This is a genomic window from Sphingobacterium faecale, assembly GCF_016746095.1.
GTDB classification, from domain to species: domain Bacteria; phylum Bacteroidota; class Bacteroidia; order Sphingobacteriales; family Sphingobacteriaceae; genus Sphingobacterium; species Sphingobacterium faecale.
Window position 1 is genome coordinate 285,340 of record NZ_JAERTY010000005.1, and the last position, 25,390, is coordinate 310,729.

23 protein-coding genes and 1 riboswitch are annotated in these 25,390 nt (G+C 42.4%); of the genes, 15 read left to right on the forward strand and 8 right to left on the reverse strand.

Features of this window, described 5'->3' with window-relative positions; all coding sequences use genetic code 11:
• Positions 1-38: 38 nt before the first annotated feature.
• Entirely contained in the window at positions 39-2,954 is a 2,916-nt protein-coding gene (locus tag JKG61_RS11145) for an FAD-binding and (Fe-S)-binding domain-containing protein (protein ID WP_202103056.1), read from the reverse strand.
• Positions 2,955-3,185: 231 nt separating this feature from the next.
• Here JKG61_RS11145 and JKG61_RS11150 point away from each other — a divergent pair, with 231 nt between their 5' ends.
• Positions 3,186-3,665 carry an Lrp/AsnC family transcriptional regulator gene (locus JKG61_RS11150; protein WP_202103057.1) on the forward strand — a complete coding sequence of 160 codons (480 nt, stop codon included), beginning with the start codon at positions 3,186-3,188 and terminating at the stop codon, positions 3,663-3,665.
• Positions 3,666-3,668: 3 nt separating this feature from the next.
• A complete protein-coding gene (locus tag JKG61_RS11155) occupies positions 3,669-4,769 on the forward strand; it encodes an EamA family transporter (protein WP_202103058.1) in 1,101 nt (366 codons plus the stop codon).
• A 38-nt stretch (positions 4,770-4,807) separates the two neighbouring features.
• On the opposite strand, the gene JKG61_RS11160 is transcribed toward JKG61_RS11155, so the two are convergent.
• Genes JKG61_RS11160 through JKG61_RS11175 form a run of 4 tightly spaced genes read right to left on the reverse strand, consistent with a single transcriptional unit; the run spans position 4,808 to position 9,258 of the window.
• Complete coding sequence (locus JKG61_RS11160; protein ID WP_202103059.1) at positions 4,808-6,085, reverse strand: M16 family metallopeptidase; 1,278 nt, start codon at positions 6,083-6,085, stop codon at positions 4,808-4,810.
• The gene (locus JKG61_RS11165; protein ID WP_202103060.1) at positions 6,078-7,328 is read right to left on the reverse strand and encodes a M16 family metallopeptidase; all 1,251 of its coding nucleotides are present in this window, start codon (positions 7,326-7,328) and stop codon (positions 6,078-6,080) included. The genes JKG61_RS11160 and JKG61_RS11165 overlap by 8 nt, the downstream gene beginning before the upstream one ends.
• A 21-nt stretch (positions 7,329-7,349) precedes the next feature.
• Positions 7,350-8,246, reverse strand: a complete 897-nt coding sequence (gene hemF, locus JKG61_RS11170; RefSeq protein WP_202103061.1) for an oxygen-dependent coproporphyrinogen oxidase — start codon at positions 8,244-8,246, stop codon at positions 7,350-7,352.
• 1 nt (position 8,247) lies between these two features.
• Positions 8,248-9,258 (reverse strand): NAD(P)H-dependent glycerol-3-phosphate dehydrogenase, encoded by a 1,011-nt coding sequence (locus JKG61_RS11175; protein ID WP_394371085.1) that lies wholly within the window; start codon positions 9,256-9,258, stop codon positions 8,248-8,250.
• 101 nt (positions 9,259-9,359) lie between these two features.
• Between JKG61_RS11175 and JKG61_RS11180 the strand changes: the two genes are divergently transcribed.
• From JKG61_RS11180 to JKG61_RS11215, 8 genes are all read left to right on the forward strand, one after another.
• A complete protein-coding gene (locus JKG61_RS11180) occupies positions 9,360-9,986 on the forward strand; it encodes a sugar O-acetyltransferase (RefSeq protein ID WP_202103062.1) in 627 nt (208 codons plus the stop codon).
• Positions 9,987-10,196: 210 nt separating this feature from the next.
• Positions 10,197-10,291, forward strand: a riboswitch (TPP riboswitch).
• A 74-nt stretch (positions 10,292-10,365) separates the two neighbouring features.
• Positions 10,366-10,578: a sulfur carrier protein ThiS gene (gene thiS / locus JKG61_RS11185; RefSeq protein ID WP_202103063.1), complete on the forward strand. Its 213-nt coding sequence runs from the start codon at positions 10,366-10,368 to the stop codon at positions 10,576-10,578.
• Between the two features lie 11 nt (positions 10,579-10,589).
• The gene (thiC, locus tag JKG61_RS11190; protein ID WP_021071544.1) at positions 10,590-12,413 is read left to right on the forward strand and encodes a phosphomethylpyrimidine synthase ThiC; all 1,824 of its coding nucleotides are present in this window, start codon (positions 10,590-10,592) and stop codon (positions 12,411-12,413) included.
• The gene (locus JKG61_RS11195; RefSeq protein WP_202103064.1) at positions 12,414-12,998 is read left to right on the forward strand and encodes a thiamine phosphate synthase; all 585 of its coding nucleotides are present in this window, start codon (positions 12,414-12,416) and stop codon (positions 12,996-12,998) included.
• Positions 12,999-13,007: 9 nt separating this feature from the next.
• Complete coding sequence (thiE, locus tag JKG61_RS11200; RefSeq protein ID WP_202103065.1) at positions 13,008-13,607, forward strand: thiamine phosphate synthase; 600 nt, start codon at positions 13,008-13,010, stop codon at positions 13,605-13,607.
• A 4-nt stretch (positions 13,608-13,611) separates the two neighbouring features.
• Positions 13,612-14,394, forward strand: a complete 783-nt coding sequence (locus tag JKG61_RS11205; protein WP_202103066.1) for a thiazole synthase — start codon at positions 13,612-13,614, stop codon at positions 14,392-14,394.
• Positions 14,391-15,503 carry a 2-iminoacetate synthase ThiH gene (thiH, locus tag JKG61_RS11210; RefSeq protein ID WP_202103067.1) on the forward strand — a complete coding sequence of 371 codons (1,113 nt, stop codon included), beginning with the start codon at positions 14,391-14,393 and terminating at the stop codon, positions 15,501-15,503. Before JKG61_RS11205 ends, thiH begins: the two co-directional genes overlap by 4 nt.
• An 11-nt stretch (positions 15,504-15,514) precedes the next feature.
• The gene (locus JKG61_RS11215; protein WP_202103068.1) at positions 15,515-16,228 is read left to right on the forward strand and encodes a HesA/MoeB/ThiF family protein; all 714 of its coding nucleotides are present in this window, start codon (positions 15,515-15,517) and stop codon (positions 16,226-16,228) included.
• A 501-nt stretch (positions 16,229-16,729) separates the two neighbouring features.
• Here JKG61_RS11215 and JKG61_RS11220 read toward each other — a convergent pair.
• Together JKG61_RS11220 and JKG61_RS11225 are read right to left on the reverse strand one after the other, a co-directional pair.
• Positions 16,730-17,380: a hypothetical protein gene (locus JKG61_RS11220; RefSeq protein ID WP_202103069.1), complete on the reverse strand. Its 651-nt coding sequence runs from the start codon at positions 17,378-17,380 to the stop codon at positions 16,730-16,732.
• Between the two features lie 98 nt (positions 17,381-17,478).
• Entirely contained in the window at positions 17,479-18,087 is a 609-nt protein-coding gene (locus JKG61_RS11225; RefSeq protein ID WP_202103070.1) for a WbqC family protein, read from the reverse strand.
• Positions 18,088-18,304: 217 nt separating this feature from the next.
• On the opposite strand from JKG61_RS11225, the gene JKG61_RS11230 reads away from it, so the two are divergent.
• From JKG61_RS11230 to JKG61_RS11250, 5 genes are all read left to right on the forward strand, one after another.
• Positions 18,305-19,177 carry a lysophospholipid acyltransferase family protein gene (locus JKG61_RS11230; protein ID WP_202103071.1) on the forward strand — a complete coding sequence of 291 codons (873 nt, stop codon included), beginning with the start codon at positions 18,305-18,307 and terminating at the stop codon, positions 19,175-19,177.
• Positions 19,147-20,214: a glycosyltransferase family 2 protein gene (locus JKG61_RS11235; protein ID WP_237249453.1), complete on the forward strand. Its 1,068-nt coding sequence runs from the start codon at positions 19,147-19,149 to the stop codon at positions 20,212-20,214. The genes JKG61_RS11230 and JKG61_RS11235 overlap by 31 nt, the downstream gene beginning before the upstream one ends.
• Before the next feature lie 100 nt (positions 20,215-20,314).
• On the forward strand, positions 20,315-22,336 hold the full coding sequence (ligA, locus tag JKG61_RS11240) for an NAD-dependent DNA ligase LigA (protein WP_202103072.1): 2,022 nt from the start codon (positions 20,315-20,317) through the stop codon (positions 22,334-22,336).
• A 32-nt stretch (positions 22,337-22,368) separates the two neighbouring features.
• Positions 22,369-23,247: a 4-hydroxy-tetrahydrodipicolinate synthase gene (gene dapA / locus JKG61_RS11245; protein ID WP_202103073.1), complete on the forward strand. Its 879-nt coding sequence runs from the start codon at positions 22,369-22,371 to the stop codon at positions 23,245-23,247.
• A gap of 541 nt (positions 23,248-23,788) precedes the next feature.
• The gene (locus JKG61_RS11250) at positions 23,789-24,160 is read left to right on the forward strand and encodes a hypothetical protein (RefSeq protein ID WP_202103074.1); all 372 of its coding nucleotides are present in this window, start codon (positions 23,789-23,791) and stop codon (positions 24,158-24,160) included.
• A 373-nt stretch (positions 24,161-24,533) separates the two neighbouring features.
• Here the strand turns inward: JKG61_RS11250 and JKG61_RS11255 are convergent, their stop codons facing one another.
• Positions 24,534-25,259 carry an IclR family transcriptional regulator gene (locus JKG61_RS11255; RefSeq protein WP_202103075.1) on the reverse strand — a complete coding sequence of 242 codons (726 nt, stop codon included), beginning with the start codon at positions 25,257-25,259 and terminating at the stop codon, positions 24,534-24,536.
• Positions 25,260-25,390 lie beyond the last annotated feature (131 nt).

A 25,390-nucleotide genomic window follows, 5' to 3' on the forward strand; every position in this document is an offset into this window, starting at 1 on the left:
CTATTTTATTGTAAAACAATTAAGATACGACATTGTTTTTATTTAATCAGCGCTTTATATAAGATTTCAACCGGATGATAAGACTTTCTGCCGACACCATCCTTAATCTGGTGACGACATGAGGTGCCTGACGCTGCAATCAAGGTCTCTGTTCCTGTATTTCTTACAGCGGGGAGTAATACCAATTCAGCAACTTTCATCGATATTTCATAATGCTCTTTCTCGTAACCAAACGAACCCGCCATCCCACAGCATCCTGACGGAATTACCTCAACGGTGTAATTGATAGGTAAGGATAAAAGTTTTTCCGTAATACCTACCAAATGGAAAGCTTTTTGATAACAGTGCCCATGCAGTTTAACAGATTGCTTCTCTGAAGTAAATTGCTCAGGATGAATATTTCCCTTTTCCACTTCACGGAGTAAAAACTCGTCAATAGTCAAGGCATTTCTTGCGATTCTGGATGCTGCCTCTTGCTGATCTTGATCTACTAGGGAAAGATACTCGTCCCTAAACGTCAAGATGGCTGAAGGCTCAATACCCAACAAAGGTGTGCTATCATTGATCAATTGACTAAGCAGTGAGATATTTTTATTCGCCAATGCTTTCGCTTCCTTTACAAAACCTTTTGACAGATAAGTCCGTCCACTTTCTTTATGTGGCGGCACCAAAACCTGATATCCTAATGCTGTCAATAGCTTATAAGCAATAATACCTATTTCAGTATCGTTATAGTCGGTAAATTCGTCACAAAATAAGTAAACGCGTCTTTGTCTGATAGGAGAATCCTGCTTTTTTATCCATTGTTTAAGTGTAGTACCCGAAACACTTGGCAACGAACGCTCTGGAGCAAAACCGACCAACTTTTTTATAACCTTAGACAATACATCATTTTGTGCAAAAAAATTATAAACTGGTGCGACTATAGCACCCAACTGTTGGCTCTTGGTAAAATTTGCAATCAGCTTAGAACGAAAAGGCGCACCATGTACATCATAATATTGCTGTAAGAACTCTGCTTTCATCTTGGCCACATCGACACTGGATGGACATTCTGTCTTACATCCTTTACAACTGAGACACAGATCCATGACCTCTTTAATTTCCTCGTGATCGAAACGGTTCTTTTTTGTCGAGTTTGTCAAAAACTGACGCAACATATTAGCCCGTGCCCTCGTCGTGTCTTTTTCATTACGTGTCGCCATAAATGAAGGACACATCGTTCCTCCGGTAATCTCTGTCTTCCGACAGTCGCCCGAGCCTGAACATTTCTCTGCTAATCGCAAGATACTTTCTTCCTTGGTAAAATCAAAATAGGTCTTGATCGCCTGTCCGTCAACTGGTTTATCATACCGCAATGAGCTATCCATTGGTGGCGCATCAACTATTTTATTTACATTGAATATACCTTTGGGATCAAAAATGCCCTTAACCTGCCGCAACAGCTGATACACATCCTCGCCCAATACCTTAGCAATGAATTCTCCCCGTAGTCGGCCATCGCCATGCTCACCACTGAGTGAACCATTATATTTCAACACCAAATCAGCGGTCTTGTCCAAGATTGTACGGAATTGTTGCTTTCCTTCCGCAGATTTTAGATTGATAAAAGGCTCAATATGTAACTCTCCTGCTCCCGCATGCGCATAGTATGAGGCGTGAATACCTTGGTCCAGTAACAATTTCTGCACATCTGCAACATACGCAGGTAAATCCTCCGGTGAAACGGCACAATCCTCTATTAGATTGACCGGTTGGCTATCCCCTGGAAGGTTACGAATCAATCCCAATCCCGCCTTACGCACATCCCATACCAGATTAGTCTCTTTCGCGTCCGTAATCAATGGATAAGCATAACCATATCCAGCACCAATTAACTCCTCCTTTAAGCGATATGCTTTATCTTCAATCTCGTCTTTGGTGTCCGCCCGAAATTCTATGATCAAAAGTGCCTGCGGGTCACCTTCTATAAAGAAACGATTATACTGATAAGTGGGATGACCTACAGTAAAATCTAAAATATACTTATCGACTAATTCGGAAGCTTCTGGATTATGTTTAAGGGCGATCACATTGGCTCGCATACACTCAATCATATCGTCAAAATGCACACATAATAACCCGACTTCCTTCGGCGGTAATGGACGTAAATTCAATACGGCTTCTGTCACGATGCCAAGTGTACCTTCAGAGCCGGCCAATAAATCACACAGATTGAAAGGCTTATCCCTATCCACAAGATAATCCAATGCATATCCGGTGTTACGTCTGGTTATTGTTTTCTTTGGAAACCCCCGCTCTATGGCTTCAACATTCTCGGTCTTTGTCAACAGATCATTCAGTGCACGGTAGACATCACCTTCTCTACCTTTCATCGATAGTTTTCCGAAATAAGCCTTAGGCTCTAGTTTTTCAAAAACAACTTCGCTTCCATCATTTAGTACGACATGAGCACTGATTAGGTTTTCCCGGGTATCTCCCCATACGATAGAATGCAGTCCGGATGAGTTATTACCAATCATTCCTCCTACCATCGCTCTGCTCGCCGTAGATGTTTCAGGGCCAAACATCAAACCATATGGTTTTAGATAGGCATTTAAGTCATCACGAATCACCCCTGGTTCTACCCTGACCCATCGCTCATCAACATTCAATTCCAAAATTTTATTGAAGTACTTGGAAATATCTACCACTATACCACTTCCAACCACCTGTCCGGCTAATGATGTTCCTGCGGTACGTGGAATTAAGGTGACTTGATTTTCATCAGCAAACTGTACTAACCTCAAGATATCACTCTTAGTATAAGGGATTACAACGGCAAGAGGTGTTTCTTGATACACCGATGCATCCGTAGCATAAGCTAATCGAATAGCTTGGTGTTTAGAGTCAGATGGATTATAATATAACTCTCCGTCCAACTGATAGCGTAGTTTATCTAGCGTTGACAACATGAAATTCTTTTTTAAATCTTTTAGATAAACAAATCTAATCAATCTTACATTATTTTTATGTATATTAGAAAGAACGAATGTTATTTCATGCAATAAAACAGATGAAATGCGCAAAATAACGCAAGTTGAATTCTTCAAAAGTCAAAACCCACCTTTCTGATATAGAATATAATTCATTTTAAGATAAAAAAATATGAATTATATTCTAAAAAAAATTAAATTTGCAGAATTATGTCAAAAATAGAAGTATCATTAGACCATATTGACTATCAAATCCTCCGCATCATGCAAAATAATGCTCGGACAAACAACGCAGATATAGCGCGTGAACTTGGCATGGCACCGTCGGCCATATTGGAGCGAGTCAAGAAGTTAGAACAAAAAGAGGTTATAGTACAATACAATGCTAAGATTAATCCTTCTGCGCTAGACCAAAACTTATTGTCGTTCATATTCATTAAGACATCAGATATCATAGGAGAGCAAGGAGTCGCCTACCTCTTGGCTGAAATACCGGAAGTTCAAGAAGTGCACGATATTGCGGGTGATGATGGATATCTTATTAAAGTCCGTACTAATGACGCAGCGGGTCTGGTTGACCTGATGCGTAATACATTAGGAAAAATAGAAGGCATCTTATCTACCCGCACTACGATTGTTCTACAAACGGTTAAGGAAGAGCAAAAATTGGTAATTCCCTCAAAAGACTAAATAATGAACGAAAAGAATCCTTCAGTAGCGCGCATAGTCTTCGCTTATCTTGTGGTCTATATCGTATGGGGATCTACATTTTTTTTTATAGAAAAAGCACTCCGTTCTTTTTCCCCTTTCGTATTAGGCTCCATTCGCTTTATCATAGCAGGAACACTTCTAATGGGATATTGCGGGCTAAAAGGCTATAAAATTTTCAACAGAGCAGATGTTAAGCAAGCTGTATTTGTTGGTTTTCTACTTCTATTTGTGGATATGGCGGCTATTATATGGTCCGAGCAATATATATCCAGCGGGATTGTATCTATTCTTTCGGCCGCTACTGCGATCTGGTTCATTATCTTCGACAAACCCAAGTGGAAAGAAAACTTTTCTAGCCTACCCATTATACTCGGTTTGGTTTTGGGCTTTACTGGAGTTATCATGTTATTTGCTGAACAAATTTTTGGACAGACAGATGATGGAGAAAAGTCGCAGAATCTTATTGCAATGGGAGTTCTCATCATGGGAACAATTGGCTGGACCATAGGCTCCTTAACCTCTAAGTACAGCCAAAAGGAAAAAACAGAAAAGAGAAAAGAACAACCTTTAAACGTTATTGTAAAGACAGCGTGGCAAATGGTTACTGCGGGGGTTGCATTTACAACAGTCGCCCTATTAAACGGAGAGTATAAGGCTTTTGACTACAAAGCAGTTTATCCAGCAGATTGGGGAGCCATAATCTATCTAGTTACCTTTGGGTCTATACTGGCCTTTAGTTCGTACATATGGCTTCTACAGGTGAGGCCCGCGACCGAAGTTAGTACCTATGCCTATGTCAACCCGATTGTAGCACTCCTGCTGGTTCATTTCTTTACCGACCACCAAGTGACGCCATTACAGATAATAGGTCTTATTATCGTCTTATTCTCTGTTCTACTAATGAATTGGAACTTGTACAAAAACAACAGAACCATACGTGCGCTACGCTATAGAAAGAAATTAAAACGTGTTAAAAACATGGCGCCCAAAAGTAGTATCCCTAGAATTATAGAGGTTGCAGAGTTTAACGCGAAAGAGAAGAAAAAGCAAGTTGCTAAAGAAGCAAAGAAAGAGAATAGTTAGAAAGCATTTTTGTTCGAAGAAATAAAAAAGGGAAGTATTTAATACTTCCCTACAATTACTTTAGTCAACTTATCAAAGTCGAAATATCGTACCGCAATCTCCTGAACTCGCTCTGGAGTCATCGTACGGAGCACTTCATGATAATAGTGATAGTAAGATAGATCAAGACCGCTAAAATAAACCGCCTTAAACTTATCTACATGCGAAAAGATACTCTCCAGACTACCTAGGAGATTCCCCTGCATATAGTTACGCACTAAATCCACTTCTTCTATAGTCGTTAGTTCTTCACGCAAGCGCTTAAATTCTTTCTCTATTTCTACTAAGGTTGCATTAGTGACGTCTGCTCCTGCCTCGGATCCTAACGTCATAAAAGCGGTATGCTTCAAACTAACAACAGCCGAACCGATACCATAGGTGTAGCCTTTGTCTTCGCGGATATTGCGCATCAGCCGCGATCCAAAAAAGCCTCCCAGCAATGTATTTACAAACTGTAGAGCCGGAAAATCCGGATGTGCACGACCTTCAGTAATCCCACCCATGCGAATAGCAGACTGCAAAGCTTCCTCTTTAGGCTCTACTACCAGCTGTCCATCGCTACGTAACGGAAGGTCGATTGCATTACCAACTGCTGTTTTGCTTTCTGCCCACTCTTGGCCAAACAAACTATCCACTAAATCCTGAAGCTCTTGGTCTACCCTGCCCGCAATCATTAACGTACAGTTATTGGAGCGAATCTGTTGCTCAAATAGCGAATAGAGTTTCGCTCTGCTGAGGGTATCGTAGTCTTCGAGATCCGCTACGGCACCGTATTGGTTGGTGCCAAACAGATTTTTATAAAACAAGCGACGGGCAACTACGTCATTCTTTTGCAATGCTATCTGTAGGCTCTGCTTATTATTCCGGATATAGGTTTCTAATTCCTCTTCAGGGAAAGTAGAATTCATCAAAACATCAGCTATAATAGGCAGTACTTTATCCACATGCTTCCTCGTGGTGTACAAGGACAGGGCGGTATAGTCAAAGCTATACTCGGGCATAAGATAAGCCCCATAGAAATCGATTTCTTCAGCTATCTCCGCGCTATTTCTCGTGGTTGTCCCCTCTTTTAACATCGAGGATAACGCAACGTTCAAAATCGGCAATTCTGACTTCTCGTAGTGGTTCTCGAATATAAACTCAAACTTCATCAGCTCCAACTCCTCGCTGTGAAACAAGAAGGTACGCAGTCCATTACTGTGGTTTACAGCGTCGGGCTGTACCAACTCCAGGTCGCCTATGGCTTGATAAGGTGGCGCTTCCAGTCTATTAGGCATTTATACCTCCTTTTGATTGGTACCACAATGTCGATGAGTTCTCCATTCTAAATATTTCTGTAGCTACACGCTGTACGTCTTCAGCAGACACCTTTAAATACTTTTCGTTTTCGTCGTTATATTCCTGGGCATCGCCCAGCGCTTCATAATAAGCTAGGTTCATCGCTTTATCCAGAATGGATAGCTCTGAAAATAACAGCGTTGATTCTATTTTGTTCTTGACCTTTTGTAGTTCAGCGTCAACTACCGGACTGGTCTTTACTTTGTTTAACTCTTCCCAAATCATCGATTCCGCTTCTTCTAGACTGATACCTGCCAGTGGTTTCCCCTCGACAACAAATAGATTGCTATCCATACTACCTGTTACATAAGCGTTGATTTCGGAAAAGGCCTGTCTTTCTTTGACTAAAGAGCGATACAATCGTGAAGAAGCACCTCTTGATAGAATATCCGACAATAAATCCATCGTCTGATAGTCCTTTGACAGCCTATCGCAGCCGTGAAAAGCTATATATATGCTATCTACATGTACATCGGCTTCCACCACCTCTCGTCTAGCGGCTTCTTGCTTCGGTTCCTGTGGCAGGTTACGATGATAAGACTGTCCCATAGGAATATCGTCAAACCATTTCTCCGTCAGCTCCTTTACGTCTTCCAGTTTAACATCCCCTGCAACTACTAATATCGCATTCTGAGGCGTATAGAACTTGGAGAAGAAACTTTTTACATCTTCCATAGTTGCATCTTCAATATGCTTCAGCTCCTTACCTATAGTCGCCCATCGGTAAGGATGCACCTTGTAGGCCATAGGTCGCAAACGCAACCATACATCACCATAGGGCTGATTCAGGTAGCGCTGTTTAAACTCTTCGCAGACGACCTGACGTTGCACCTCTAAGCTCTGCTCACTAAAAGCTAAGCTCAACATCCGGTCGCTCTCTAACCAGAATGCAGTTTCCAGATTAGAGGCAGGCAACGTGATGTAGTAATTGGTAATATCATTGCTCGTAAAAGCATTGTTCTCACCTCCCACTTGCTGTAGCGGACCGTCATAATTTGGAATATTGACGGATCCTCCGAACATCAAATGCTCAAATAAGTGGGCAAACCCCGTCTGCTCCGGAGACTCGTCACGAGCACCTACATTGTATAAAATATTAACAACAGCCATGGGCGTAGTATGGTCTTCATGTACCAGTACTTTCAATCCATTGCTTAAAGTAAACCTTTCAAAATTTATCATAAAAGATGTTAAAACAGAATCTTAAACCCAATTGATTCCTTTTCGTAATGAAGCAATTGTTTTAGCTTCCTCAGAATCTGCTATCGGTGTGAAATTATAAAACCAATTGGCCTGAGCAGGCAAGCTCATAAGGATGGATTCGATACGTCCATTGGTCTCTAAGCCAAAACGGGTACCCGAATCGTACACCAGATTAAACTCCACATAGCGACCACGACGCAGCAATTGCCAGTCCTTTTCTTCCGTTGTATAGTTCTTATCACGGTGTCGGTTTACTAGCTCGGTATATAACGGAGCGAATGCACGACCTAAATCACAAGAAAAAGCAAATATTTCGTCATAGCTCAATCCCGTCTTCTCCGGAGTCAGCTTATCGTAAAATACGCCGCCTATCCCCCGTGTTTCATTCCTATGTTTGATAAAGAAGTAATTGTCCGCCCAGGTTTTAAACTCTTCGTAGAAGCTATCCTTATGTCGATCGCACACTTCCTTCAATGTCTGATGGAAATAACGAGCATCGTCTTCCTGCACATAGTGTGGTGTCAAGTCGATGCCACCGCCAAACCAACGAATCTCGTCATTCAACTCAAAATAGCGAATATTCATGTGGATAATAGGCACATGCGGATTATTGGGGTGTATCACGATAGACACTCCGGTAGCGAAAAAGTCTTCGGAATCAACACCAAAGGCTTTCTTTATCGTTTCAGGCAACTTGCCGTGTACGGCAGAAAAGTTAACCCCTCCTTTTTCCAAGATATTGCCATTCTGAATAATTCGGGTTCTTCCACCACCACCACCTTCCCGCTCCCAGAGTTCTTCTTCAAACTTAGCACCTCCATCAAGTAACTCGAGTGCCTGACAGATCTCGTCCTGAATACGCTGATAGGTCTCAGCAATCTCTTCTTTCAATATCATCTTATGTAAAGTATTTTGCCAGCTTAGTCACCTCGGCACTTGCTGACTGGTGATTGTACAATACCTGAAATACCATATTACATATCGGCATACGAAGCTCAAACCGCTGTATCACGCTTTGGATACAAGCGGAAGCGTAATACCCTTCAGCCACCATATTCATCTCCAGCTGAGCGGACTGCACGGTATATCCTTTACCAATCATATTACCAAAAGTACGGTTACGACTGAATTGGGAATAGGCCGTCACCAACAAGTCACCCAGGTAGGCAGAAGTTTTGATATCCCTGTGCTGAGGCGCTAGCGCTTCCACAAAATAATCCATCTCGCGGATCGCATTTGAAATCAAAACTGCCTGAAAATTATCTCCATAGCCCAGACCGTGACATATTCCCCCGGCCAAAGCATAAATATTCTTTAGAACAGCGCCATACTCGATTCCGATAATATCATCGGAGATAATCGTATTGATATAACGCGATGCATATAAGGTAGCTACCGCTTTCGCTTCCTCCGCTGTACTGCTGGCAAAGGTCAAATAAGACAATTTCTCCTGCGCCACTTCTTCAGCATGACAAGGACCACCGATTACGACAATGCGCTCCAGCGGAATACCGTAATGTGTGCGTAGGTACTCTCCTACAATCTGATTCTCATCAGGAATAATTCCCTTGATAGCGGAGACAATAGTCTTGTCCTTAAAGTCCGCGGCAGTAAGTCCCTCCAATGCAGACTTCAAATAAGCAGCTGGAGTGTTTAATACGATAATATCACAGGGTGATACCACAGATTTGACATCAGAACTGATATTTTCGGGCTGTACCTTTACCTCTACAGCGCTTAAGTAGCTCGGATTGTGCTTATATTCTCTAATAAACGTTACATCCTCCGGTTTACGAACCCACCAAAATACTTCTTTGGAAAGCGCGCTATCGGTCAACATCTTAATCATCGCTGTCGCCCAGCTCCCACTCCCAATTATTGCAATCTTTGATTTTGAATTATCCATCATTCCAGGCAAAGATAATTAATAATAAATTAACAGCCCTTTTAGGGCTAGATTAATTATATAAAAGTGACTTTTAGTATATTCACCCTTTCAATCCAATATCTATGCAAAGTACGCTATCAGAACAAGAGAAAATGATTTCAGGCGAACCCTATTATGCCAGTAGCAAGCAATTAACCAATCTTCGGCTTGAAGCACAACGTTTATGCTTCAGGTATAATCATATAGACCCTAAAAACTATAGAGAGCGTAAGGCACTTATTAGGCGGTTATTCGGTAAGACGGAAGGTCTATTCTGTATCGAGCAGCCTTTTTATTGCGACTACGGTTTTAATATTGAAATTGGTGAGTCCTTCTTTTCGAATTACCACCTAACGATTCTGGATTGTGCTCCCGTAAAAATAGGCAATAACGTTATGTTGGGGCCCTCCGTCTCCATTTATACCGCTGGCCACCCTATACATCACGAGTTACGTAATACTGGACTAGAGTACGCCCTACCGGTAACCATAGGTGACAATGTCTGGATCGGTGGCAATGTGGTCATTAATCCCAATGTAACCATCGGCAACAATACGGTTATCGGCTCGGGAAGTGTCGTAACCAAAGATATCCCTGATAATGTTATCGCCGTAGGAAATCCCTGTAAAGTGCTTAGAGCTATCACCGAAGAAGATAGGAAGTTCTACTTTCAAGATCGCCCGATAGAACTTGATGCAGACTCACTTTAATAAAAAAAACCTGAAGCTGGGAACTTCAGGTTTTTACCAAACCAATTATTAACCTAAATATGAAATTATGAAATTTTTACTTTCTTTTATTACCAAAACGCCCCTCTTTCCCACTTAGTATAAAACGCGCTTGGTATTAACATTTTTTAACAAAAAGAAACAAATACTTGAAAAATTTTTATTTCACAACAATATCTCTTATCCTTGTACCAAATACTTTAGGGGTGTCTGCAAGGCAGGCTGAGATTTTACCCTTGGAACCTGATCTAGTTCATACTAGCGTAGGGAAAAGTAAGTGTACCTTTCACTTAATGGCTATCCATCGATAGCTGTGCTTTCGCTGCATTCCTAAAGTATTAATAATAAACTTTTTAATACGATGCAGATAAAAATCAACAATCAATCCCATCAACTTCAGGACGACTTACCGCATTCGCTGGCCGATACGCTGTCGACCTTGATTCCGGATTTAAAAAGCAATGGTATTGCTGTAGCACTCAACAACCAAGTCGTACCTCGTCAGGACTGGCCGGCTACCCCTATCTCCAACCACGACGAAATCCTCATCATTACCGCCACACAGGGCGGATAAACCCAATAACCATGAAAAATCAAGAAAACACAACGATTACGACACAGCCCTTTCCGAATGCCAGAAAAGTCTATATTCCGGGCACACTATTCCCTATTCAGGTGGCGATGCGCGAAATCAGCCTGTCTCCAACACGCTTGAGCACGGGCGGTATCGAGGAAAATCCCCCCATCACCGTGTATGACACCTCGGGACCGTATACAGACTCGAGCAAAGTGATCGATATCAAAAAAGGCATCGACCGTCTTCGCGAATCCTGGATACTGGAGAGAAATGACGTCGAAATTTTGGACAAGATCAGTTCTGAATATGGAAACGAGCGAGCCAATGATCCCAAATTGGAACATCTTCGCTTTGACTACCAACATAAACCCAAGCAGGCGAAAGCAGCGCATAATGTAACGCAGCTGCACTATGCACGCAAAGGTATTATTACGGCAGAGATGGAGTATGTCGCCATTCGGGAAAACCAACGTATCGAGCAATTGGAAAGCGCACAAGCGGCGATGACACAGCAACATAAGGGCTATAGCTTTGGAGCCAGGACGCCGACCAAGCGGATCACGCCAGAGTTTGTTCGTGATGAGATAGCTGCCGGACGAGCAATAATACCCAATAATATCAACCATCCGGAGAGCGAACCTATGATTATAGGCCGCAATTTCTTGGTCAAGATCAATGCAAACATCGGAAATAGTGCCGTAACATCGAGTATCGAGGAGGAAGTTGAAAAAGCCGTATGGGCCTGTCGATGGGGAGCTGATACCATCATGGACCTATCAACCGGAAAAAACATACACGAGACCCGAGAATGGATTATCAGAAACTCCCCAGTGCCTATCGGAACAGTGCCTATCTATCAAGCGCTCGAAAAGGTCAATGGTGTAGCCGAAGACCTCACCTGGGAGATCTTTAGGGATACCCTCATCGAACAAGCTGAGCAGGGTGTTTCCTATTTTACGATCCATGCCGGAGTACTGCTCCGTTACATCCACCTCACCGCCGCACGGGTGACCGGAATTGTATCCCGTGGAGGTTCCATCATGGCCAAGTGGTGCCTGTTTCACCATAAAGAGAGTTTCCTCTACACACACTTTGAAGAAATATGCGAGATTATGAAAAAGTACGATATCGCATTCTCTCTGGGGGATGGCTTACGTCCTGGTTCTATAGCAGATGCTAACGATGAAGCTCAATTTGCGGAATTGGAGACCCTTGGCGAGTTGACCAAGATAGCCTGGAAACACGATGTACAGGTGATGATCGAGGGGCCAGGTCATGTACCGATGCACCTGATCAAAGAAAATATGGAAAAACAATTAGAATGCTGCGACGAAGCTCCTTTCTACACCTTAGGCCCCCTGACGACAGACATCGCACCTGGTTACGACCATATCACTTCGGCCATAGGAGCTGCCATGATCGGGTGGTATGGCTGCGCCATGTTATGTTACGTAACCCCTAAGGAGCACCTGGGGCTTCCCAATAAAAAGGATGTCAAAGACGGGGTTATCACCTACAAAATCGCAGCCCATGCTGCAGATCTGGCAAAAGGCCATCCTGGCGCTCAATACCGAGACAATGTCCTCAGCAAAGCCCGTTTTGAATTCCGCTGGGAAGATCAGTTCAACCTGGCTCTGGATCCTGAAACAGCTCGGGAGTACCATGATGAAACCTTACCTGCCGACGGAGCCAAAGTAGCTCATTTTTGCTCCATGTGTGGCCCTAAATTCTGCTCGATGAAAATCACACAGGAAATCAGAGACAGTGTCGCTGAGGGAATGCTGCAAAAATCAACAGAGTACATTGAATCAGGCAAAGAAATATACCTGTAGATGCGGATCATAACACTACCAGGCCCCACGCCTCATGAAAGCAGATTGATACGGATGTTTGTAAGCTATACCGATGTCATCGTTCATATACGGAAACCCACGATGTCCATACCGGAGATGGACGAGTTTTTAGCAGGGTTTACTCCGGAGGAACGAAAGAAACTGGTACTGCACAGCTATCCGGATCTAAGTCGTACCTGGGGCTTGGAGCGTTTACACTATCCAGCTTCATTACGTCCGCCATCTTTGCAGGCTGATGGACATACGGGCTATCGCATCAGTACCTCGGTGCATAGCTGGGCGGAGTTCAATAGTCTCTCGTCCAGCTATCAGGATGCCTTTATCAGTCCCGTATTTTCAAGTATTTCGAAGAAAGGGTACCGGCCGAATGAAGATCTACACTGTACGGAAAAACGGGAGAACTTCTCGACGAACCTCATCGCTCTAGGCGGTATCGCAACGCATAACATCGAATTGCTAAAGCAAAACGTTGAGGACGTCGCACTCTGCGGAAGTGTATGGCTGTCCGATGATCCTTTTGCACAGTTCAAGACCTGTTACAACCTATGGTACAATCAACTATAAAAAACAAAAATGTATAGCAAAATTCAGTATATATCCTCTGGAACAACAGCAGAAGAGCAACTAGAAAATATTACAGCGGTATTGAAGAAGGGAATAGACTGGATCCAGCTCCGCTTTAAAACCGAAGAATCCCAGTCCATTCGGCAACTCGCACAACAAGTGAAGCAGCTCCAGACAAGCTACAGCTTCACTTATATCATCAACGACCATATCGATATAGCACAGGCTGTCGGAGCTGATGGTGTCCATCTGGGTCTTCAAGACGACAGTATCGAAGTAGCTCGGGCGGCGCTCGGAAACAAAAAAATCATAGGCGGAACCGCCAACACCCTAGACGATGTACTGCAGCGAATCAGCGAGGGCTGTGATTACATCGGAGTAGGTCCTCTGCGATTTACAGCAACAAAACAGAATCTGAGTCCCACTCTTGGATTCGAGGGTTACCAGCAGCTTGTCGACCGACTGAAGGAGATTCCGACCCCGCCCCTATTTGCCATTGGAGGAGTACGCCTAGCTGACATCGACCCCTTAGCTGACATAGGCATATACGGTGTCGCCATGTCCAAAGAATTGAATAACCTCAACCCTGAATTAAAACTTAAAAAATAGCATTATGAACCAATTGACAATCGCAGATCGCACCTTTCAGTCCAGATTCTTTATGGGAACAGGCAAATTTGGGTCTCCACAACTGATGAGGGATGCTCTTGTCGCCTCCGGAAGCGAGCTCGTGACGGTAGCGCTAAAACGCATTGGCCTCCATATAGAAGACGACGACATCCTATCCTATATCAATCTGGATCAAATGCAATTACTGCCAAATACATCTGGAGCCCGAACTGCAAAAGAAGCTGTTCTGGCTGCACAGCTCGCCCGAGAAGCTATGCAGACGAATTGGATCAAGCTGGAAATACATCCCGATCCCAAATACTTGATGCCTGATCCCATCGAGACACTCCTGGCCTGTGAGGAATTGGCCAAGCAGGGATTCGTGGTTCTCCCCTATATACATGCAGATCCGGTTCTGTGCAAGCGCTTGGAAGAGGTAGGCACAGCTGCCGTAATGCCTTTGGGATCGCCTATAGGCAGCAATCAAGGCTTAAAGACTCTAGAATTCTTATCTATTATCATCGAACAGAGTCAGGTTCCGGTGATCGTGGACGCCGGTATAGGAAGCCCTTCTGATGCCTGTAAAGCCATGGAAATCGGTGCAGATGCGGTATTGATCAATACGGCTGTAGCCGTTTCCAATGATCCTGTAGCAATCGCACAAGCATTTGCCAAGGCTATAGAATCGGGTCGCCTCGCTTACGAAACCGGCATAAATAACTCCGAAGCCAAAGCCATAGGCAGCAGCCCCCTGACCGAATTTCTAACCCAGTCCTACTCCTCATGAATTCGACTTTTACCCCGGTTTTCGAAGCCTACTCTTGGGAGGAGACGGCTCAGAAAATATACAGCACGACACCACAACAGGTTCAACAATCGCTTCATAAGAGCGATCGTAATATAGATGATTTTCTGCGTCTCCTATCGCCAGCCGCCAAACCAATGCTGGAGGGGATGGCACAGCTATCGCACCAGATTACGACCCGACGGTTTGGTAAAAACATACAGCTGTACGCTCCGCTGTATCTCAGTAACGAATGTCAGAATATCTGCACCTACTGTGGTTTTAGCATGGACAACAAATTACCGAGGCGTACATTGACATCGAGCGAGATACAAATAGAAGCACAAGCGCTCCAGGCTATGGGGTTTCAGCACGTTCTTCTCGTGACGGGCGAGTCTAACCATACCGTGGGTACGCCATATTTCCTACAGGCTGTAGAGCAGCTCCGCTCGCTATTTGCCCAAATAGCAATAGAAGTACAGCCACTCGACCGTGAGGACTACAGCGCTTTGCACGAAGCTAAGGTTAATGGGGTGATGGTGTACCAAGAGACCTATCACCGAGAGGTATACAAAACCTATCACCCTAAAGGAAAGAAGTCTAACTTTCGATACAGACTGGAGACACCCGACCGAATAGGCCAAGCTGGCATGCACAAAATCGGACTTGGCGTACTGCTCGGGCTGGAGGACTGGCGGGTCGACAGTTTTTTTACCGCATTGCATATCGATTACCTCCAAAAAAAATACTGGCAGACAAAGTATAGTGTCTCTTTTCCCAGATTACGTCCGGCAACAGGAATCGTTGAACCTAACTTTGTGATGCGTGACGATGATCTCTTGCAGTTGATATGTGCGTATCGGATATGGAATCCAGATCTCGAAATTTCGCTGTCGACCCGAGAGCACCCTGTATTTAGAGACCATATCATCCCACTGGGGGTTACCGCCATGAGTGCCGGCTCAAAAACCAATCCAGGTGGCTATGTAATCGCACCGGAATCGCTGGAACAATTTGAAATCAGTGACGAACGGTCGCCGGCAGCGATAGCAGCGTTGATTGCAAAAAAAGGCTATCAACCAGTATGGAAAGATTGGCAAATTGAATACTAGACCCGAAAAAGATGAAACTGACGAAAGAACAGATCCTGAGGTATAAAAAACAAATCTCCTTCCCTCCCATAGGTATTGATGGACAAGCAAAGATCTGCCAGAGTCGTGTCCTTGTAATCGGCGCAGGCGGATTGGGAGCCCCAATTCTATTATATCTTGCTGCCGCAGGTATAGGTACGATCGCATGTATTGACTTTGACCTTGTCGAAATCCACAACTTACATCGACAGGTCATACACCAGCAAACGAACCTGACAGTACCTAAAGTCCTATCCGCCCAGCAGGCCATCAAGGCACTCAATCCAGACGTATGTTTTGAACCCATCATAGCGAAAATAACCGATGAAAACGTAGACGCCTACGTATCTGCTTATGATATCGTACTTGACGGTACAGATAATTTTACCAGTCGATACATTATTAATGATGCCTGTGTAAGGTTATACAAGCCGTTGGTATATGGTTCGATACTTAACTTCGAAATCCAGCTTGCTGTTTTCAATTACCAGGGTTCCAAAAATCTTCGTGATATATTCCCCACTCCCCCCGCAGCTGAAGACGTACCGAACTGCGATCTTAATGGGGTCATGAATACCGTACCCGGCATACTGGGGCTGATGATGGTACAAGAGACCCTAAGAATAATAACCGAGACATCTGATTTCAGAAACCAACTCCTTATTTTAAATACAAGAACCTGGGATATCAATAAAATCAAGATGTAGCCCGTTTATAAAAAAATCCTGAAGCGGGGAGCTCCAGGATTTACCAAACCAATTATTAACCTAAATATGAAATTATGAATTTTATATTCATTACAACTAATGCAAATGAGGTACCAAACTAATAGTTGAACGGATATTTAACAGTATTTTAACATAAAAATATTACGTCTCAATAAATAAAATTTCGCACTCAATGATTACTCCAACTTTGTGCCCTATCCGATATCTCTTTTACTGACAATATCACAGGCACTGCTCAATGGATATTCACAAATTGAACCACCTATATCCCCCTACATGTACCTAATAGAAAAATCCTGAAGCGGGGAGCTTCAGGATTTACCAAACCAATTATTAACCTAAATTATGAAATTATGAATGTTATATTCACCCTTATAACGCTATCTCTTGTGGTTTAATTGTATCGGCAACCAATAGTTAACATTTTTTAACAAATCTTTTTGATTGTTGCCCGCATGTCCCCATAGACCCCCATATGGATTAGTGCGGAGCTAATATTTCGACAACTTTATCACTCAGCCGGGTGATATCTGATTTGAGCCCAACCATTAAGGTTAGCGCATGAAAAGGCTGTCTTTGTACCCGATTCACGTTATACATGTACCCCACTTCGGTACCAATAAAAAAGCCATTAAATCGATAGTCGGCGCCTATTCCTAATTTCGTACCGAAGGCAATAGATTTCAGATACTCGATATGGACCACATTATCGACAAGATTAGATCGCGGTTCGTGTACCAAACCAATAGTTGGTCCTAAATAAACATAGGTATTGAGCCGTTCAAATTGCCTTCGCGTTCCCGCTGCCATACTCAACATATAGAAATTGGAGAGCCCATTTTTCAGGATAGTATTAAATTCGGGATCTGGAGCTTTCTGGTCGTACTTGAATGCCAACATATACAGCGCTGGATACAGGTAGTATTTGGGATTGTTCAATGCGATATCCAACCCCATGCTTCCCACAAAAAGCTTTGGAGAAAGTACATCTCTGGCTTTCCCCAATGGAATCCCCAAGCCGGTACCGGCAAAATAATACACCTTTTTATAATGAATGGTATCTACCCCCTGTTGTGCAAACAGTATAATGGACGGCAGCATCATTACAAACACTAATAAAGCTCGATTCATCGTTATATATTATAAGGTACGTAATAGGGTTACGTCCACATATAACAATGATCTCCTTTTATGGTTTTATAAAAGGTATAGATTTTGGCCTACTAAATCTACAGGTACATTTTACTCTGAGGACCTTGATTGAATAGTAAGTCGATGATGCTGACATTAGACTGAAAGCCTGTCTTCTCTTCGAAAACCTGATAATAAACTTTGGGATTGGCATATAACGAAGCCTTTTTCGGATGAATCGATGTCCTGAAGTCCAAACCTTCATAGTTCTTTACGTAACGATCCGTACACTGTATCTCTCGCTGTATCTTCAACAATCGTAGCATCAATTCAAGTTGCTCGCGATTAAAATCGAAAAGAAACTCGAACTGTCGCTCATAAAATGGGGCAAACTCATCTTCATAGTACTCAAAATAAGCCGAACTGCGGTAGGCTGTCTGTATACTTGCCCAATGTAAGCGCTGCCAGTCGTGATCATAACTGATCTTGACTTCCTTCATCGCTACATGCTCCTTCCGTCCGTGCTGTATGGGGATCATCAAATCCAATATTCCGTTGGCTGTTGCAATATGGGTTCTGCTTCTATAGGTCTGCTTCGGAAAATGCTCGTGTTGATCCAGGAGTATTGTGCCCGTATTTTGAGCAATAGCATGGAAATAGGAAACTGGGGGAAGATAATTTGCAGATAATAGGACAGGATTTGACATACTTTAAAACTAACTTTGAATTTGGCCACAAAAATAACGTTATTAAAGGATATTTCCGATACAAGCTGTAAATGTTTAATTTCCTATTCTTTTTCTGGCAGGTATTCGCGAATGCTACGCTTTTTATCTAAGTTTGCGTAACGAGAAAGTCACGGTCTCCGCAAAGGCAATATTCATGGAATATTCCATCAGGCCATTACAAAGACAATGTTCACGAATGAAAAAAAGTATACTACATTTTCTATTACAAGTAATGTCCAGAATGCCATTTTGGATGCTGTATGGGATCTCGGATGTATTGTATATATTAATCTATCATGTACTGGGTTACCGAAAGAAAGTAGTTTTTAAAAATCTTCGAAATTCATTCCCTGAGAAAACGGAAGCAGAGATAAAGGAGATCGCCAAAAAATTCTATCGCTACTTCCCCGATATTATTGTCGAGGTCATAAAAATGTTCAGCATTAAACCCGAAGAAGTAATAAAGCGCATCGAACTTAGCAATCCGGAAGAAGTATACCGGCATTTCAATGCGGGAAAAGCTGTCATAGGTGTGACAGCACATTACGGGAATTGGGAGTTGGGAATACATCGGCTGTCTCTGATGACCGACTTCGACCGTCTGGTCATATACAAACCCCTAAACAACAACGATATCAATCAAATTTACAATGGAGTCCGAACCCGATTTGGAGCCACCATGGTACCCATGAAGCAGATTTTGAGACATATTGTACGTTTGAAAAACACACCGCATATCAGCATGTTTGTGGCCGATCAGACTCCGGTATATCAGGACTCGGACTATTATATGACCTTCTTGAACCAAGAAACCCTGGTATATACAGGCACTGAGCGCATTGCTAAAATGACAGGCAATCCGGTAGTTTTCTGTCATATCGGAAGAAAACCAAAAAGAGGTTATTATTTTTGTAAATTTACAACTTTAGTAGAGCAACCATCCGAATATGGTGATCATGAAATAACGCATATACACAATGAGTTTACGGAGCAGATCATCCGTGAGCAGCCGCAATACTGGCTATGGTCTCATAATCGATGGAAAAGACAGAGAAAAAACAAAGCATGACACAATACCCTAAGGTCGCCGTTGTAATATTGAACTGGAATGGCAAATATTTCTTAGAAAAGTTTTTGCCCTCGATATACAACAGTACATACCCCAATATAGAATTCATCATTGGAGATAACGCTTCAACGGATGACTCGATCTCTTTTGTAAAAGAGAATTTTCCACAAATCCGAATTATCCAAAACAAAGAGAACTTGGGCTTTGCAGGAGGTTATAATCAAGTCCTGGAACAGGTAGATGCACCTTACTACGTCCTACTCAACTCGGATGTTGAAGTCAGCCCGTCATGGATAGAGCCCGTCATCGACATGATGATCAGAGAAGACTATGTAGCGGCACAACCTAAAATCCGCTCCTTTCACAAAAAAGAAAGCTTTGAGCATGCTGGAGCTGCCGGAGGCTATATGGATAGCTACGGTTACCCTTTCTGTAGAGGGCGTGTGCTGCATTCAGTCGAACTGGACAACGGCCAATACAATGACGAGAAAGAAGTCTTTTGGGCCACAGGAGCTGCTTTATTTATCCAATCGGACGCTTGGAGACAGGTGCAGGGGTTTGATGCAGACTTCTTTGCCCACATGGAAGAAATCGATCTTTGCTGGCGCCTTAAGAAACTGGGGTATCGAATTGGTTACTGCCCCAAAAGTATTATCTACCATGTAGGCGGAGGGACATTAAACACAAGTAATCCTCAAAAGACTTACTTGAATTTTAGAAACAGTCTCGTAATGCTACAGAAGAACCTTTCGTTCTGGATGGCGGTCTGGGCTATTTTTGCACGCCTTTGGTTAGACTTGGTCGCACTGCTTCATTTTCTTCTGAAAGGAAAACCAAGAGACGCATGGGCGGTAAGCAGAGCGCATCAGTATTTTTTTCTCAACTTCTTTAGAAATGCGGCCAAAAGAAAAAAAATTCTCAAGACTTACAACAAATATGGACTTTATAAAAAATGCATCATTTGGGACTATTACATGAACAAAATGCAGTATTTCTCAGACTTACCTACGAATAATTTTTATTTAAAGAATAAATAACGAACAGCCCCAATATAATATGCTTTCTTTGGAATAATCCAGATTAAAATATTGCTCCAAAATTATATTAGACCTTCAATTTTTCTTAATTTCGTTGTATATGTCGCAGGATATCCAAACGAAAATAGAACAATTGACAGCGGAGTTAAATGCCTACAATTACCAATATTATGTATTGGCCAACTCAGCAATATCAGATTATGACTTTGACCAGAAACTAAAAGAACTGGAAGCTTTAGAGTCATCCTATCCCCAATATCGGGACCCCAATTCACCGACTTTGAAAGTCGGAGGGGATATTACCTCCAAATTTAATACAGTACGCCACAAGTGGCCCATGTTGTCGCTCAGCAATACGTATAGTGAACAAGAGCTTATAGAATTTGATGAGCGTATACAAAAGGCCATCGGCCATAAGGTACAGTATGTCTGCGAACTCAAGTTTGATGGGCTTTCGATTTCGTTAACCTATGAGAATGGCAAGTTGACCCAAGCCGTGACGCGTGGTGACGGTATACAGGGCGACGATGTAACGAACAATGTACGTACTATCCGTAGCATTCCACATCAGCTCAGACCCGACCGCCAATATCCAGAACTATTTGAGATCAGGGGAGAGATTTTTATGCATAAGTCGGCTTTTTTGAGACTTAATAAAGAACGGGAAGAGAATGGTGATCCAACTTATGCTAATCCAAGAAACTTTGCTTCTGGAACTTTGAAGCTACAGGATTCCGCTGAAGTAGCTAGACGTCCATTGGACTGCTTTCTCTACTTTCTGTATATGGACAACAGGAACAGAGCCTATCAGTCACATTGGGAAAGTCTTTCAGCTGTTCACGATTGGGGGTTCCCGGTTTCCGATCATAGCAAGCTATGCAATTCGATCGAGGAGGTATTGGATTTTGTCCATTATTGGGACAGTGCCCGCCATCAGTTGACCTACGACATTGATGGAATTGTAATAAAAGTAAACGATTACGCCTATCAGGAGGAACTCGGATTCACGGCGAAATCTCCCCGTTGGGCCACTTCCTATAAATTCAAAGCGGAGCAGGCAGAGACCATACTCGAGGCTGTCACGTATCAGATTGGGCGTACAGGAGCTGTGACACCGATTGCCAACCTTGCTCCTGTGGTACTGGCCGGCACTACCGTAAAAAGAGCTTCCCTTCATAATGCAAATGAAATCGAACGATTGGGATTACACCAAGGCGACACGGTATACGTAGAGAAAGGCGGTGAGATAATCCCTAAAGTAGTAGGCGTTAATATCGAGAAAAGAATGCCAGAAGCATCACCTATCAAGTATCCGGAATATTGTCCGGAATGTGGGACAGCTTTGGTACGTGAAGAAGGTGAAGCGGTCCATTACTGTCCTAACGAAGACGGCTGTGAACCCCAGATAATCGGCAAGCTCCAGCATTTCATAGGCCGAAAAATGATGGATATACAAGGTTTGGGGGCTGAAACCATCGTTACTTTCCACAAGCTTCACCTACTCCGTCATATTTCGGATATCTATTCCCTGGCCGGAAAACGGGGCGATCTGGTTACCATCGAACGATTTGGACAAAAGTCCATTGACAATATGATCGCAGGAATAGAGCTTTCAAAAAGCAAGCCTTTTGAAAAAGTCCTCTTCGCACTCGGTATACGGCATGTTGGCGAGACAGTTGCCAGAAAACTCGCATTGCACTTTAAATCGCTGGACCAGCTTATGCTAGCTTCTATAGAAGAGATTGCATCGGTACAGGACATCGGCATACGGATTGCTGAAAGTGTTCATCAATACTTTTTACAGCCCGAACATCAGGCTGAGCTGGATAAACTAAAAGCAGCCGGGTTGCAATTTGAAATCGAAGAAAAAACAATGTTATTAGCAGGTGATAGTCTTGCGGGCAAGACCTTTTTGATATCCGGTGTCTTTGCGACTTATAGTAGAGAAGAGCTAACTGCATTGATTGAATCCCACGGCGGAAAAATGTTAAGCAGTATATCTTCCAAACTCAATTTCTTGGTTGCGGGAGACAAAATGGGACCTTCCAAGTTAATGAAAGCCGAGAAGCTAAAAGTACCGATCATATCTGATGAGGAACTATTGAACATGATTAATCCATAAAAAATAATATATTAAAAATCAGACTTAAAACAATGAATGAGATTCAGGGCGCAGGAGTAGCCTTAGTTACCCCTTTTAATGCAGATGGAACAATTGATTTTGAAACACTGGGTCGACTGATCGAGTTTCAGATCGAAGAAGGAATGAATTACCTGGTATCACTAGGTACAACTGGAGAGACAGCGACATTAAGCACTGAAGAACGAAAGCAGGTCTGGAAATTTACAGCAGATAAGGTCAAGGGACGTGTTCCACTTGTTGCGGGCATCGGTGGCAATAATACGATGGAGATTGTACAGCAGATACAGGATTTCGATGTCAAAGGGTATTGCGCTATCCTCTCCGTATCACCGTACTATAACAAACCTACGCAGGAAGGTATATACCAACACTATAAGGCGATAGCTAAAATTTCTAAACTACCTATCATCCTTTACAATGTACCGGGTAGAACAGGCAGCAACATGACCGCCGCCACTACCCTACGCCTCGCTAAAGACTTTTCAAATATCGTAGCTATCAAAGAAGCATCAGGCAGCTTCAGTCAATTCTCTGAAATACTGAGAGACAAACCTAAGGACTTTGTGTTGATATCAGGCGACGATCCTGTGACCCTACCGATGATGGCTCTAGGTGCTGTCGGTGTGATTTCGGTTATCGGAAATGCTTACCCAAAATTGGTATCTACGTTGGCCAGATTATGCTCAGAAGGCAAGTACCAAGAAGCAAGGAGCATACACAGCCAGCTCTTGACGATTACCGACCTGTGCTTCGTGGAGGGGAATCCAGGGGGCGTAAAACACATCCTTAATCAAATAGGTATCGGCAATGACCATGTCCGACTACCTCTGGTTCCTATTGGGACTGTCACCCAAACGGCAATCGTGAAAGAGATGGGACAGCTACACTGATTTTAATTAGGATAGGTCAGCTTTACTGACCTATCCTAATTAAAATTCTTTATCGCTTACTTTGCAAGATCAAATCGGCTCGTTTCTTATTTAACATAATTAATTTTATTTGCAACAGCTATTTGGTCAACGCTATTATTGTGATTGCTGCGAGAAATATTGCTATTATTAAACCGAAAAATATCATTCCAATGTAGATGTGCGTTTATTTCAGGTACTAGACTATATACAGGAGCACATACACCGGCCGGAACTTTTCAGAATTGCTGTAATTGCCTAAAGTTTTGGATTATCTCCAACCTATTCAGCCAGAAATGGAGGAATTACTTGCAATTAGGGACAGACGCAAAAAAATTATAACCGTATAGGAAACCGTAACCTAAAACCGGAATCGCAATATAGGTTTGGCCTCGAATATACAAGATCCGAGAGCTTGAAAAACAGCTGGCAAAGATTACTGCTCAACTATACTCACTGTAACTGACAGACTATACTTGGTCGAATGCCTGAAAAGAACCTGATTAAAAGACCTAGTAGTACTATGAAGCCTGATCCTCAGCTAAGTCAGAAGAGCCTTAACGTAGTGATGGTGTCATATCTATTATCCGGAGATTATGCTATCACCCACAGTAATCCCGGCTTAAAAAAGGATACAGTTACCTTCTCGCTGGATTCCCGAGTATCGGGGCTGGATTCCCTATCCAGATGGGAATTTGGTCATTTGTTAGGTGTTAAAAAACCGTATAGAAAGGGGCTTGGCGGAGTGCTTCAATTCACCGGGTTGGCAAACAAAAATTATTACGCCATCTATACAGGTACGGGTTGGGAATTCTATACTTATGAAAGAGACAAGATGAGCGTGTATCATTTAAGCGAAGAGCCGGATATTATATTACAAGATCTTTCTTTTTAAGAACGACTCCATAATCCGGACAAAACATTTACCATTTCGGCTATAGGAATGCAAAAAAGTCTTAAAATTAAGAATAAATAAACGAGTGAGGAGTACAATAAAAATTATCTAATTCATGTAGTAAAGACATCCACACAGTTAAGGGGAGTATTTAAGAAATTATATCACAGGTGAATTCGTTTTGTGTTACCTTTCTAGAAGGCCGTTCAGCTTATGTCTCTCTTTATTTCATTTTAACAAAAACGGTAACAATGGTTAAATCTACCGAGTTCTTTCAGGACGAGAAACTAACAATTTTTCTACCCATAAGCTTTTTATGGGTAAGCGTTACTTTACAAAAAGTGCCATTAACAAAATTATGGTAATGAGTTATCTAGTAAATAATTCTACTACTTATAATCTGTGCTGTTTCATTTAGCGTACCTATAAGCGCGTCTTTAATTAATTTAACATATCGATTTTCAGGAAGGTATACACCTAGACTGGCTACAACTCCTTTTTTACCAATTACAGGTACCGCTACCCCCACAATATTTGAATCATCACAATGCAATACGTAGCAATTTTTTTTTATTTGCTGAAGTTCACTGATTAAATGCTTCTCATTACTAATTTCCTTCCACATGGCACCAGGCAATCCGTATGTATGAATAAATGCATTACGATCTGTCGGTTCCATATAAGCGAGTAATAATCTACCCGTTGCTGTATTGTATACATGCTTTTCATCTAATGCATTGACCTGTAGTTCTTGTGCGAATGTTTCTTTATGAAGAGTTATGCGTGAATTGTTCTTTATAATCGCAATAATACTACACTCACGTAATGTACTACTAAGTTTTTTCATGGGATTAACTGCCCATTTAATTATTTCGGACTCATTGGTAAAATTGTTGGTAAGGTAGTATAATTGCTTTCCTAATGTATACCCTTTGTTCTTTTCAATATAACCTCTAATAATCATAGTCTTAATAATATTAGCACATGTGCCATGATTTAGTTCCAGAGGGTCCGCAATTTCACTGAGCGTAAGCTCTTTGTCCATATTGCGGGAAAGTAACTCCAAAATGTCTAATGCTCTATTTAATACCTGAATCATACGCTTTACTGTTTAATATTCAGCCAAAACTAGACATTTTTAATTTTATAATATAAAACAATAGCATTTTATTTTTTAACATAAAACTAATTAATAGTTTAATATTAAGTAATTGCAGACCTATAAACACC